Origin of the sequence: Brenneria izadpanahii (assembly GCF_017569925.1) — a bacterium.
Lineage (GTDB): Bacteria > Pseudomonadota > Gammaproteobacteria > Enterobacterales > Enterobacteriaceae > Brenneria > Brenneria izadpanahii.
This window is the reverse complement of the sequence record NZ_CP050854.1, coordinates 3,239,162-3,253,002: the sequence shown is the minus strand read 5'-3', so window position 1 is coordinate 3,253,002 and position 13,841 is coordinate 3,239,162. Positions and strand designations below refer to the sequence as shown.

The 13,841-nt window shown below is 55.1% G+C and carries 11 protein-coding genes; 9 read left to right on the top strand and 2 right to left on the bottom strand.

What is annotated here, in order from left to right; genetic code table 11:
- The first annotated feature begins 37 nt into the window (after positions 1-37).
- From HC231_RS14590 to HC231_RS14570, 5 genes are all read left to right on the top strand, one after another.
- Positions 38-943 carry a TIM barrel protein gene (locus HC231_RS14590; protein ID WP_208227337.1) on the top strand — a complete coding sequence of 302 codons (906 nt, stop codon included), beginning with the start codon at positions 38-40 and terminating at the stop codon, positions 941-943.
- A 52-nt stretch (positions 944-995) separates the two neighbouring features.
- Complete coding sequence (locus HC231_RS14585; protein ID WP_208227336.1) at positions 996-2,018, top strand: Gfo/Idh/MocA family protein; 1,023 nt, start codon at positions 996-998, stop codon at positions 2,016-2,018.
- Positions 2,019-2,263: 245 nt separating this feature from the next.
- On the top strand, positions 2,264-3,088 hold the full coding sequence (locus tag HC231_RS14580; RefSeq protein ID WP_208227335.1) for a transketolase: 825 nt from the start codon (positions 2,264-2,266) through the stop codon (positions 3,086-3,088).
- A 1-nt stretch (position 3,089) separates the two neighbouring features.
- Entirely contained in the window at positions 3,090-4,067 is a 978-nt protein-coding gene (locus HC231_RS14575) for a transketolase family protein (RefSeq protein WP_208227334.1), read from the top strand.
- A gap of 54 nt (positions 4,068-4,121) precedes the next feature.
- Positions 4,122-4,910, top strand: a complete 789-nt coding sequence (locus tag HC231_RS14570; RefSeq protein WP_208227333.1) for a 5-deoxy-glucuronate isomerase — start codon at positions 4,122-4,124, stop codon at positions 4,908-4,910.
- Positions 4,911-4,924: 14 nt separating this feature from the next.
- On the opposite strand, the gene HC231_RS14565 is transcribed toward HC231_RS14570, so the two are convergent.
- Together HC231_RS14565 and HC231_RS14560 are read right to left on the bottom strand one after the other, a co-directional pair.
- A complete protein-coding gene (locus HC231_RS14565) occupies positions 4,925-6,088 on the bottom strand; it encodes an arabinose transporter (RefSeq protein ID WP_208231347.1) in 1,164 nt (387 codons plus the stop codon).
- A gap of 335 nt (positions 6,089-6,423) precedes the next feature.
- A complete protein-coding gene (locus HC231_RS14560; protein ID WP_208231346.1) occupies positions 6,424-7,263 on the bottom strand; it encodes a sugar phosphate isomerase/epimerase family protein in 840 nt (279 codons plus the stop codon).
- A 766-nt stretch (positions 7,264-8,029) separates the two neighbouring features.
- On the opposite strand from HC231_RS14560, the gene HC231_RS14555 reads away from it, so the two are divergent.
- From HC231_RS14555 to HC231_RS14540, 4 genes are all read left to right on the top strand, one after another.
- On the top strand, positions 8,030-8,905 hold the full coding sequence (locus HC231_RS14555) for an AraC family transcriptional regulator (protein WP_281397327.1): 876 nt from the start codon (positions 8,030-8,032) through the stop codon (positions 8,903-8,905).
- A 615-nt stretch (positions 8,906-9,520) separates the two neighbouring features.
- Positions 9,521-10,687, top strand: coding sequence for an iron-containing alcohol dehydrogenase (locus tag HC231_RS14550; RefSeq protein WP_246494513.1), 1,167 nt, complete (start codon positions 9,521-9,523; stop codon positions 10,685-10,687).
- A 55-nt stretch (positions 10,688-10,742) separates the two neighbouring features.
- On the top strand, positions 10,743-12,272 hold the full coding sequence (locus HC231_RS14545) for a 4-hydroxyphenylacetate 3-hydroxylase family protein (RefSeq protein ID WP_208227331.1): 1,530 nt from the start codon (positions 10,743-10,745) through the stop codon (positions 12,270-12,272).
- Positions 12,273-12,450: 178 nt separating this feature from the next.
- Positions 12,451-13,758: an acetyl-CoA hydrolase/transferase family protein gene (locus HC231_RS14540; RefSeq protein ID WP_208227330.1), complete on the top strand. Its 1,308-nt coding sequence runs from the start codon at positions 12,451-12,453 to the stop codon at positions 13,756-13,758.
- The last annotated feature ends 83 nt before the right edge of the window (positions 13,759-13,841 follow it).

Genomic DNA, 13,841 nt, shown 5'->3' with positions numbered 1-13,841 from the left:
ATCAGACCCAAATAGAGATGAGATTAAAGAGGAAAATATGAAAAACATGGTGAGTATACGTGAACGGATAGCAGCCGCTCCCATCTCTTGGGGAGTTTGGGAGGCGAACGGCGCCTCTGGCTGGACGCTTCCTCCCGACCTTTATTTACGGCAAGTTCAAGACCTTGGGCTAAAGGCAACCGAATTCGGTCCCGAAGGGTGGCTTCCCGTCGACGGGCGCGCCCGGAAGGCGAAGCTGGAAGCCTACGGTTTGCAGAGCCTGGGGGCGTTCGTGCCGGTATTGCTGTTCAAAAAAGATCACGACCCTCTGCCGGAGGTCGAGACGATTCTTGATAACTATGTGCAGGCCGGCGCATCAACCATCATCTATGCCGCGCTGTCCGGCGGGCAGGGTTACAACGATCGGCCGAAGCTGACCGAGGGCGAGTGGGCCACCTTCTTCGCTAATCTGGATCGGCTGGTCAAGGCGGCAAAGAAACGGAACATCACCCCCACGCTGCACCATCACATGGGGACCATCATTCAAACGGCTGAGGAAATCGATCGGCTGCTCGCCAATTCGGAGATCGGTCTGTGTCTGGATACCGGCCACGCCATGATTGCCGGCGTCCATCCGATCGACCTCGCCAAAAAGTACGGATCGCGTATCAATTTCGTGCATCTGAAAGATGTAGACAACGCTATCGCCAAACGGGTGCAAAAGGGCGAATTGAAGTACATGGATGCGCTCAGCGAAGGAATCTTCCATCCCCTTGGCGCCGGGGAGGCGAAGATCGGCGAAATCGTTATGGCGCTAGAGGAGGCTGGGTACACGGGTTGGTATGTCATGGAGCAGGATGCGATTCTCGCATCTGAGGACGATCTCGCCGCTACGTTCAACGATATCAAGGAGAGCCTTGCTTTTCTGTGGAATCTTTCCTCGGAAGGCGTCGCACGTCGCTAGCACTCAGAGTCCTGATAAAAAAACAACACTTGTCACAAAAGGAGTTGCAATTATGAACGCGCAATCAAAGTCGTTGAATATCGGAGTAATTGGCATCGGGCGAATTGGCGCTGACCACGCCCGGACGATAAGGACCGTCAATGGCGTCGGCGATCTGTTTCTGGCTGACAGCATTCCGGAGAAAGCCGTGGCCGTCGCCAAAGAACTGAACGCCACGGCGCTTCCCCCGGAAGAAATTCTCGACGTAGTTGATGCGGTGGTGATCACCACGCCGACCAAAGATCACGCTCGCTGGATCATCGCTGCGGCCGAAAAACATATTCCCGTGTTCACCGAGAAGCCGGTAGCGCTTGACGCGGCTACGACCAAGTCTGTGCTTGATGTCATCGAGCGGACGGGAACCCTGGTGCAGGTTGGGTTCATGCGCCGCTTTGACGGGGGATACATCAACGCCAAGAAGCGGCTGGATAACGGGGATATCGGCGAACTCCATCGCATTAATATCACGATGGGCGATTTCCCTCCGCCTCCGGCCTCTTACATTCCCGGATCCGGATTCATTTTCAAGGACTGCATCATCCATGACGTCGATGTTACGCGTTGGGTTACGGGAAAAGAGATCACCGAGGTTTATGCGATCGGCAAGGCCCGCGGCCCTGCGACCTATATCGGCGAGCTAGGGGATATCGATGAGGGCGGCGGAGTCTGGACGTTGAGCGACGACACCATCGTCACCTTCCAGGTGAGCCGAAACAATGGCGCCGGTTACGATATTCGGATGGAGCTGTTTGGAACCAAAGAGACTTTGTCCGTCGGATTCGATACCTACATGCCGGTGACGTCCGCAGAGCCAGACTTCGTCTTCCAACAGGCCGGCGAACGTTATCCCAATTTTTACCCACGGTTCGTGCCCGCATACAAGTCGGAGGTCCGGCAGTTTATCGAAACCGTGAACGCCGGCGGCAAGAGCATCGCCACGGTCGCTGATGCCTTGGAAGCTCTCTATGTCTGCGATGCGCTTGACTTATCGTTGAAAGAACACCGCCCGGTGAAGATTGATGAGGTTCGGCTGTAAGCCCGCGTTCGGCGCGCGATGCCCATGCATGATCGTCCCAAGCCGTAACGGAGGCAGCTGAATATTTCAGGCTTGGGGCGAAGGGTTCGCGGATGTTCGAACGAACCGGGTGTTGGGAGAAGTTGTGATTGAAGTTGTTATTGATGTGCCAAGCGAGGCGCGGAAAAACCTATAGATGACTGGGCGCAGGTTCTTTTCATCGGCCCTGCGCCAAACCAAACACGAGTAAAAGTAAGGAGGGCTAGATGTATCATCATGAAGATATGCGGGTTTACGCCAGAAACATCCGCGTGGAATCGCTTAAAGCGCTAAGCGGGCTGGGCTTCGGTCATATCGGCGGCGTGATGTCGGCGGCGGACGTGCTGGGCGTTCTTTATGGCGGCGTTATGAAGATTGATCCCAAAAATCCGAGTTGGGAGGATCGCGACTATTTCGTCATGTCCAAGGGGCATGCGGGGCCAGGTCTCTACGCGGCTCTGGCGTTGCGGGGGTATTTCCCAATTGAAGAGTTGAAAACAATCAATACGAACGGCACCCGGTTGCCGAGCCACTGCGACCGCAACAGCACCCCCGGAATCGATATGACCACGGGATCGCTGGGGCAGGGAATGTCGACCGGCATCGGCATTGCTCACGGCAACAAGATCCTCGGCAAGAAGAATTATACCTATCTTCTGCTTGGCGACGGCGAATGCCAGGAAGGGCAGATCTGGGAGGGCGCCCTCTACGCGCCGCAACAGAAGTTGTCCCGCCTTATCGCCTTCATTGACTACAACAAGCAGCAGTTGGACGGCTATACCAAAGATATATGCGATCTTGGCGACCTGCGTCAGAAATTCCATGACTTTGGCTGGTACGCCCTGGAAGTGGACGGACACAACATCGATGCGATCGTTGCGGCCATCGAACTGGGCAAGGGACAAGATGAAAAACCGGTGATGATTATCCTCCACACCCAGAAGGGCCGGGGATGTAACTTTGCGGAAGGGATTCTGTACAACCACCACATGACGTTCACCAAAGAGCAATGCGACGACGCCATTGCTAAGCTTGTTGATGAGGGGTGCTAACATGGACTACAAGGTGTGTACTGGTCTGGAAACGGAAAAAGTGGCGATGCGGGATGTCTATGCATCAACAATGATAGAACTCGCCTCCCAAAACGACAAAATCGTGGCCCTGGATGCCGACCTCATGAACTCGGTGGGCATGGTAAAATTTGCTAAGGCGTTTCCTGGGCGCATCGTCGACTGCGGCATCATGGAAGCCAACATGATGGGCGTCGCCTCCGGCATGTCGGCGGTGGGATTGATTCCCTACGCCCACACTTTCGCCTGTTTTGCGACGCGCCGGGCATTGGATCAGATCTTCGTTTCCGCGGCGTTTGCCCGCAACAATATCCGCATCATCGGCAGCGATCCCGGCATAACGGCCGCCTTCAACGGCGCGACCCATATGCCCTTCGAAGATATCGGCACGCTCAGGGACGTTCCCGGCGTCACCATTATTGAACCCACCGACTCGGTTATGCTGGAGGACATAATACGGCAGCTAGAGAAGAAATTCGGCGTGTTCTACGTCCGTCTTTCCCGCAAGAATGCGATCAAGATCTTCGAGGATAAATCCACCTTTGAAATCGGCAAGGCAGCGCCGCTTCGCGAGGGTAAGGACGTCACCATTATCGCCTCCGGCATCTGCGTTGCCGAAGCGCTGAAAGCGGCGAGCATCCTCAAAGAACAGAACATCAGCGCCGCGGTATTGAATATGTTTACCATCAAGCCCGTTGACCGGGAAGCCATCGAACAGGCGGCGATAAAAACCGGCGCTATCGTCACCGCTGAAAACCACAATATTTACAATGGATTAGGCAGCGCCGTCGCCGAGGCGTTGGTCGAGACTCATCCCGTCCCGATGGAGCGGGTCGGCGTACAGGATCATTTCGGCGAAGTCGGTTCGGTAGATTACCTCCGTAACAAATTTGGCCTTTCAGCGAATGCTATCGCCGAGAAGGCGATCAAGGCGATACAGAGAAAAAAGAACGGAGGATAACGCGCCGATGCCGGAACAACCGTAAATCGACCCTTAACAAGGAGAGGATCTATCATGAAACTGACAGCTGGTGAATTTAAAAACGGTTACAACTCTATGGTGGTTCAGGAAACGAATAGGGATATGAACATGGATTTCGGCGTCCAGCGCATGAGTGAAGGCGACGCTGTTTCCTATAATGAACCGAAGGAATCCATCTATGTGCTGATATTCGGCAAGGTTACCTTTGAATGGGACGGCAAGCGGGAGACCGTCGAGCGGACGTCCTGTTTTAAAGAGGATCCTATCCTGCTTCATGTTCCCCAGAATACCGCCGTTAGCATTACGTGCGTATCCGACAAGGCGGAGGTGGCTATCCAGCGCACAACCAACCCCAAAAGTTTTGTTCCCCGTCTGATGAAAAGCCAGGATTTGCTCTGCGCTTCCGAACAGCGGGGGGCCGGTCTGATGAATGAGGCGTCTACCCGTATCGTCCGTACCTTCTTCGATCGGTCGAATTGCCCTGAGACCAACTTCTTTATCGGCGAGGTCGTAAGTTATCCGGGCAAGTGGTCTAGCTTTCCGCCTCACTTCCACGTGGAGCCGGAGATCTATTTCTATAAATTCTTGCCGGAGAACGGTTACGGCTTTGCGGAGATCGGCGATGATGTCTACAAAGTCAGACACAACGATCTTACGGGCATGCCCAGCGGTCTTACCCATAGCCAGGCGACGGCGCCTGGCTATGCCGAATACTATATTTGGGTTATCCGGCTACAGGATAACGTGGCGATGAAGACTATTTTGGCGCCTGAACATGCGTGGGTCGCGGATAAAGAGGCAAAATACTTCCCAGAAATATAATGTTTGGCAGAAAGTTATTTCCCGATCTGGCTGCAACCTTTGTGTTGCACCAGATAGTGAACCACCGCCGCTCCCGATAACGCGCAGATCGCCGCAACCAGAAACAGCGTTTGATAACCTGAAAATGTCGCCAGCATACCGGCCAGCGGGCCGGTTGCGCCGTAAGCGATATCCTGAAAGGCGGAATAACCGCCAAGCGCCGTACCGTGCGCCTGGGGGCTGACCCGTTTGATAACCTCAACCCCCAGCGAAGGGAATATCAGCGAACAGCCGCTTCCGGTAATGGCCGCGCCAGCCAGCGCCAGCGAGGATACCGGCGCCAGCCACAGCAGCAACAGGCCGGCGCATTCCAATAAAAGCGATAATTTTGCCACGTTAGCCCCGCCGTACTTGTCCGGCATTGAGCCGAACAGCAGGCGCATGGCGATAAAAGCGCAGCCGAAAGCCGTCAAGGCAAAGCCGGCATTGCCCCACTGGCGGACGCTGAAATGCAGCGAAATAAAGGTGCTGATTACCGCAAAGCCAATACCCTGCAGCGCCAGGGCCAATCCCGGCCGCCAGATCAGACTGATAACTTTCATCAGCGGCACGCGTTCGCCTTTGCGCGGAGCGACGGGGGGAACGGTCAGATCCAGCAGCATGGCCGTCACGGGTAATAGCAGGGTGGCGAGGCCGAGGGCGGCGAATCCCCATAGGTGGAAAATCACCAGGCCGAGCGGGGCCCCGGCCGCCAGGGCGCCATAAGTCGCCATACCGTTCCAGGACATAACTCTGCCGGAACGCTGCGCGCCAACCAGCCCCAGTCCCCAGGTCAGATTACCGGTCAGCAGTTGGCTTTCTCCCAGCCCCAGCAGCAACCGGCCGACTATCAGCAGCAAAAAAGCCGCGACGGTGGAGTCAGCCAGTATGGCGGAAGTAATATAAGCCAGACCTGACAGCGAACACGCCAGCAACCCTTGGAAAGTCGTGCGCCGCGCGCCATGCTTATCCGCTAACCGGCCGGCATATCCCCTGGTCAGAACCGTGGCCAGAAACTGGATGCCCACGGCCACGCCGACCAGCGTATCATTCAGCCCCAACTGCTGGTGGACATAAAGCGGGATGACCGTCAGCGGCAGGCCGATAGTCATATACGCCAGGAACATGGAGCAAATGATGCGGAATAGCCGGGAGTTCATCTGTTTTGGCGTACCGTCGCCAACTACGGTGATAGCCGGGTTTCCTGCTGACGGATCCCGTCCCGCTGGCGTGCGGCGGCCGATATCCGCTTCTGCTTGCCGATTCATTAATTTTCCCCCGGCTGTCGCCAATAACGCGGCCGACGCATACCGTCGAAGACAATTCAGCGTGACCGGCGGGCGGACGACATGGAAAGAAAGAGTCAAATCACCGGGTCTTGCCCGTGATAAGAGGCGCCGCTATGGCTGCATTCCGTCGAACATCGAACGCATAATGCAAAAGGCGGGCAATTCTTCGCCCACCTTTCGCTCCGGGATCCCGGCTTGCGCCGCGACTAGGCGTCAACGCCGAGGAACGGCTTGGTTTTGCTGGCGCCGATCTCAAACACATCCCGCGCCGCCATGCGCCAATAGCCCGGATTAAACAGCTCCAGCGAGCAGGGCCCCGTATAGCCTATGGCCTGCAACTGGCGGGAAATCTCCGCCAGGGGAATGATGCCGTTGCCGGGAAATAGCCGATGGCAGTGATCTAACTTGTCCACCGGCAAATCGTCGGCGTCATCGATGTGATAAACGTATATTTTCTCCGTCGGCACCTTGCGCAATATTGTGGGATCGCGCCATTGATCAAACAGAAACAGATTGAAGGCGTCCACCACCACGCCGACATTGCTGCGGTCGACGGCATCGACAATCTCCATCGCCAGAGGCAGGCTGCGCACGCAACAGTTCGCACTGCCGATGGGTTCGAAAGCCAGACGCATTCCATGCTCGCCGGCATAGTCGGACAACTCCCGCAGCCGTTTCACCGAATCCTTGATGACTTCATCCTGCGTGCGCGCAAGGCCGGCTTGAATGGTGGGCACCACCACCAGGCAATCGCCGCCGATGGCCGCGGCCGCGTCACAGGCAAAAGCCAGTTGGGCGCGCTTTTCCCGCCAGCTTTCGGGATCGCAGAAAGTGATGTCTTCCAATGAGTTGTACCCGTGGGGCTTCAGGCGGCTGGAGGCGAAGAAATCCGCCAGCTCGCTGATATCGTGCTGTTTCAGATAGTTTGCCAGCATATCCAGACGTAACTCGATCACGTCGTAGCCACAGCTTTCCGCCAGCTGGATATCTTGCTCCAGCGTCGAATTCTCCATGCAGGTGGCCTGATTAAATCCCAGTTTCATGATGTGCATCCCCTTTTATGGATCGGACATAGCGGCTCGAATGGCCGATGCCGTAATCGCTATCGTTTATTGCGCATTGCGGCGCGACTGTCCGAATCGAACCGTACCGCGGCGGCGCGCGGGCTGCCCGGATGGTTCCGCCCGCCGGAGCCGTCCGGCAACGGGCGTCAGGGGATGATTATATTTTTAATCATATCGGACATAATAATTACGCCTTCATTCGCAATCATATATATTTAATTTTAATTAGTTTTACTCGCCGGATTTTTATAAATTTACAGAAGAGCTAATAAGGTGGACGGCTAATAAGATGAGGCAAAGTATATTTCTCCCTGGCAATGAATGCTTTAGCGATCTTGGGTTAAATAATGACTTAAATGCCGATCGCCATCACACATTGCTTCCAACTTATTCACAATATTGCTTTTCACGCTGTGGTAATGTTTTTCGGCCGCTTTGACATCTTGATGAATAAATCAGAATTTTCCGTTTTTTGTGACGCCGACGTAATAATGGTTTATACAAATTTACAAATTATGGTTTTGTTTTTATTCGTGACGATAACGTTATGTGAAAAGGATCACTTTATAAATTCATGCTTAAGTATACCAATACTATCGGGCAAATTAATTGAAGTGATTATCCCTGCCTGGTCTGCCCGGAAATATCCTACCTACATACTGAACCGTGTTGTTTGATTTACAGTTCAACTTCAGGGCGTGTTCAGGGCATGCTTGCTAGTGCAACGCTATTGAGGAGGAAAGTGATAATGCGACAGAGTTTCTGCCAGCCTGATTCCCCCATGACGGATCGCCCATACCTGGCATGGGCCAGCAAAGTCGATCAGTATCAAGGCTCGTATTCCCGTTTTATGCACATGCATCCAGAGACAGTGGAGCTTATTTTGATCACTGACGGGGCGGGAGACTTTTTCATTGATAATCGGACATATCCGGTCAAACGCGGCGATCTGGTGATTTATAACAGTCTTGTGGTGCATGATGAATTCCTTGAGAAGGCGAACTCATCATCGGCGCACTCTCTTCTCTGCTGCGGCATCCGCAACATCGTCAAGCGCGGCATGCGTCCAAATACGCTCATTCCGGATGGCGCGGTGCCGATATTCCCGCTCTATCACCATTACGGCAACGTGTCTATGCTGATGAATCTCATCTTCACGATGCTCAACAGCGCCGCGGAAAAACGGAACTCTATGGCGCAGTCCCTGACGCAGGTGCTGCTGGACTACATCAACGGCAATATTCTGGTAACGATCGACGACAGCGTTGACCCGCAAAGCGACACGCTGCCGGCAAGCATAAAAAATTTTATCGATCAGCATTACCACGAACCCATTCTGCTGGGAACCCTGGCGCGTAAGTTCCGGGTGAGCCCTTATTACATCTCGCATGAATTTAAGAGGGCCTACGGCTACTCGCCGATGGATTACCTGATAAAAAGGCGGCTGGGAGAAGCTCAAATACTGCTAACCACCGCAGAGGGGAAGGCGATGGAAAATATCACCGAGATCGCTTATCGCGTCGGCTTCGCCAACCTGAGTCATTTTCAAAACTATTTTAAAAAACGGTGCGGCGGGAAGACGCCGGGGCAGTTCCGGCGCGAGTATCTGATGGAAAACGAGTGACGCGCTCCGGGCCGCGCGCTCCCCGAAGAGAGGTTGTCTGATGAGTTCACTGAATAAGCGCGACGGACTAGCCAAACTAATTAGTCATTAGCCGATTATTTTACGGGAGCTCAATCCGGTTTGAATGTTCTGAATAATCGTCTTACCCAAATGGATTGAATTATGTAAGCAGGCGGCGATCTCGTCTTGCTAATTGATTTTTATTTCGTTATAGCAGCCCGTTTTACGCAGCCGCGGATGCCGATATCTGCGGCTGCTATTGAAAAATATAGAATTTTTTTGATCGGCGGAACGCCATTTCCCGACGGAAAACCACGGCTGATAAAATGGAAAGCTATTAATCTCACCTAGTTACAGTAAACATTACCCTGAAGGGCAAAACAACATTGTTAATAAACCAAAGACAATGTGTGATGGCGATCGGCATTTAAGTCATTATTTAACCCAAGATCGCTAAAGTATTTATTGCCAGGGGGAAATATACTTTTTCTAATCTCATTAGCCGTCTAGAGAAATATATTTTCTCTAATTGTATTAGCCATCTGGAAGTTTAGACAATTTAGCGCGTAAAGCTAATTAAAATTAAATATATATGATTATGAATGGAGAATGATTGTGCCTAAATTCATCGAACCTTTTGAATTCAACACGGTATCCAATATCCAGATGGTGTGGTCTGGCGCCAAGCGGCTTGGCGAGCTGCTGAAAGGCCGTTTCGCCGCGCGACGGGCGCTGGTGATCACCGATATTGGTCTGGTTAAAGCCGGCATGGTCGAGCCGATTGCGGCGAATCTGAAGGAGAATGGCTTTTCGGTGACTATTTTCGACGGCGTTCTTGCCGATCCGCCGGAAAGCATTTTAATGCAGTGCGTCGAGCAGGCCGGCGCCGCCGGCGTGGATATCGTCATCGGCCTGGGCGGGGGATCGTCCCTTGATGTCGCCAAACTGGCCGCCATTCTGCTCCGTACCCCGCAGACGCTGGCCGAGATGGCCGGCATCGGCAATGTGAAGGGGGAACGGCTGCCGCTGGTGCTGATCCCCACTACCGCGGGCACCGGATCGGAAGTGACCAACATCGCCATCATTACCACGGGCGAATCAACCAAATCCGGCGTCGTGGCGCCTCAACTCTATTGCGACTATGTGCTGCTTGATGCCGAACTGACGGTCGGGCTGCCGAAGGTCCACACCGCGGCGACCGGTATCGACGCCATGGTGCACGCCATTGAAGCCTATACGGGCCGAATCAAGAAAAACATTATCTCCGACGCCTTTGCCCGCGAGGCGCTGCGGCTGTTGAGCAGCAATCTGATCGCCGCCTGCAAAGACGGAAAAGACCGCGCCGCCCGTGAAGGAATGTTGGCCGGCGCCACGCTTGCCGGCCAGGCGTTCGCCAATTCGCCGGTCGGCGCCGTGCATGCGCTCGCTTATCCGCTGGGAGGGCATTATCACGTCCCCCATGGCTTATCGAACGCTTTGATGCTGGGGCCGGTGCTGCGTTTCAACGCCCGCTCGGCGGCGCCGCTTTACGCCGAACTGGCCGATGTGCTGCTTGGGCCAGGCACCGGCGACGTACAGGCGCGCTCCTCCGCCTTTGTCCGCGCCATGGAAACCTTGCTGAACGATAGCGGGGCGCCTTTGCGGCTTCGCGACGTCGGCGTGACTGAAGATAGCCTGGGCCTTTTGGCGTCCGACGCCATGAAGCAGACCCGACTGCTGATTAATAATCCGGTGGAAGTCACCGAGGCCGATGCGCTTGCCCTTTATAAAGAGGCCTTCTGAGCAAGAGGCTGGGGTATTGCCGCACCGCAATGAAATAACTTTTGGACATATCATCATGCCATTAATGACACCCGAACAGTATGAAGAAAGCCTCCGCAAGATGAACTTCAAGGTTTATCTACAAGGGGAACTGGTGGAAAACACGGTGGATCATCCCATCATCCGCCCTTCCTTGAATTCGGTGAAGGCGACTTACGCACTGGCTCAGGATCCGCAGTACCAGGATCTGATGACCGCAACTTCTCATCTGACCGGTAAGAAAGTCAACCGGTTCACCCACCTGCACCGCAGCACCGATGATCTGATCAAGAAGGTCAAAATGCAGCGTTTGCTCGGTCAGGCTACCGCCTCCTGCTTTCAGCGCTGCGTCGGTATGGACGCCGTCAACGCGCTGGATAGCACGACCTTTGAAATGGACCAGAAACTCGGCACCAACTACCACGAACGGTTCGAAAATTTTCTGCGGGCCATGCAGGAAAATGACTGGACGGTTGACGGCGCAATGACCGACGTTAAGGGCGATCGCAGCCTGGCGCCGTCGAAACAGGTCGACCCCGATCTGTACCTGCACGTGGTTGAACGGCGCGCCGACGGCATCGTGGTTAAGGGGTGCAAGGCCCACCAGACCGGCGCCCTCAATTCGCATCAGATTCTGGTCATGCCGACCATCAGCATGGGGCCCGGCGACGATGACTACGCGGTCAGTTTCGCCATCCCCGCCGATTCCGACGGCATTCTTTACATTTACGGCCGGCAGTCCTGCGATACGCGCAAACTTGAAGGCGGCGACATCGACGTCGGCAACCCGACCTATGGCGGCCATGAAGCGTTGGTGGTATTCGAGAACGTGTTCGTGCCGTGGGAACGCGTCTTTATGTGCGGCGAATGCGAATTCTCCGGCATGCTGGTGGAACGGTTCGCCGGCTATCACCGCCAGAGTTATGGCGGCTGCAAGGTCGGCGTAGGCGATGTGTTGATCGGCGCGTCGGCGCTGGCGGCCGAATACAATGGCGCCCAGAAGGCGTCGCACGTTAAGGATAAACTCATTGAGATGACGCATCTCAATGAAACGCTGTACGCGTGCGGCATTTCCTGTTCTTGCGAAGGCCACAAGACGGCGTCGGGCACCTATCTCATCAACCTTTTGCTGGCCAATGTGTGCAAGCAGAATATTACCCGCTTCCCCTATGAGATCGCCCGTCTCGCCGAGGATATCGCCGGCGGTCTGATGGTTACCATGCCGTCCGAGAAAGACCTCAAAAACCCGGAACTCACCAATGTGCTGGAAAAATATCTGTCCGGCGTCTCTCCGGTGCCGACCGAACATCGTATGCGCATCCTTCGCTTGATCGAAAACATCACGCTCGGCACCGCCGCCGTCGGATACCGCACGGAATCGATGCACGGCGCCGGCAGTCCGCAGGCGCAGCGCATCATGATCGCCCGTCAGGGCAACCTCAACGGGAAGAAAGAATTGGCGAAGATCATCGCCGGCATTCCCCCTGAGGCGGGCGCCGAAAAGGATGCAAAAGACGGAAAAGATGGAAAGGACATAAAGAAGAAAGAGCTCTCTTCCGCCAAGTAGGGCGATAACCGACAAGGAACGTCCCGACTAGCCGTTTATGGGTTTTCTCCGTTTTTAAAGCTGCGGAAGGAGGGCTGTCGCAGCGGTGAAAGATGACTTAGCCACCCGTTCGCCGGCTCGAAAAGGGTTCACGGAGCGGAGACCGATATGGACTCGATCCATATGTGAGGAACGAATAATGACCAGTTGGAAAGACAGGTATCGTGACAAGATCGTCAGCGCAGAACAGGCTTTGGCCGCAGTCAATTCGGGCAACCGCATCGTCGTGGGCCATAGCACCGGCGAGCCGCAGACGTTGATCGCGGCGCTGGTGGCGCGGGCTGATGAACTGAGGGACGTGGAGATCGTCCATATGGTGGCCATGGGGCCGGCGAAATATGCCCAGCCCGGTATGGAGAAAAGTTTTCGCCACAACGGTTTTTTCCTCGGCGCGACCACGCGGCAGGCGATCGAAGACGGACGCGGCGATTTCACCCCCAGCTTCTTCTCCGAAGTTCCGCGCTTGTTCAAGGAAGGGATAATGCCGGTGGATGTGGCGCTGATCCAGATTTCACCGCCGGACGAGGATGGCTTTTGCAGCTATGGCGTTTCGGTGGACTACACCCAGGCGGCGGCAGAGAGCGCCCGGATCGTCATTGCCCAGATGAACTCGCTTTATCCCCGCACCGGCGGGGCGAAGATTTCGCTCGATCAGTGCACCTACATCGTTGAGAAAGACGAGCCGATTATTGAGCTGCAGCCGCCGAAAATCGGCGAGGTGGAGCGCAAGATCGGAAGTCATGTCGCCAGCCTTATTCCCGACGGCGCGACGCTGCAACTGGGTATCGGCGCCATTCCCGACGCGGTGCTGCTGTTTTTGAACGATAAAAAAGATCTCGGCATCCATTCCGAAATGTTCTCGGACGGCGTCGTGCATTTAGCCGAAATGGGCGTCATCACCAACAAGAAAAAGACCATCAACCCCGGCAAGTTCATCGCGACCTTCCTGATGGGCAGCCGCAAGCTTTACGACTTCGTCGACAATAACCCGGCGGTGGAAATGAGGCCGGTGAACTATGTTAACGATCCCTTCGTGGTCGGTCAGCATGACAATCTGATTTCGATCAACTCCGCGCTGCAGGTGGATCTCATGGGGCAGGTGAACGCCGAGATGATTGGACGCCGGCAGTTTTCCGGCATCGGCGGCCAGGTGGATTTCATCCGCGGGGCGAGCCGCTCCAAAGGCGGCAAAGCCATCATCGCCATGCCGTCCACGGCGGCCAAGGGAACCGTCTCGCGCATTTGCCTGGAACTGGATCGGGGCGCGGCGGTGACCACCTCGCGTACCGACGTCCATTATGTGGTGACGGAGTACGGTATCGCCGATCTGCGCGGCAAAACTTTGCGCCAGCGGGCCGAGGCGCTAATCGCCATCGCCCATCCCGATTTCCGGGATGCCTTGCGCCAAACGGTTGTCGCAGGCGTCAGGGATTCCGTTTTGGCCTAACGGGCGTATCGGACGGCCGATAGGCCGCAGTATTTACGGCGCGGGATGATTTGGCCTAATCAATTTGAATAATAGCGAAAGGG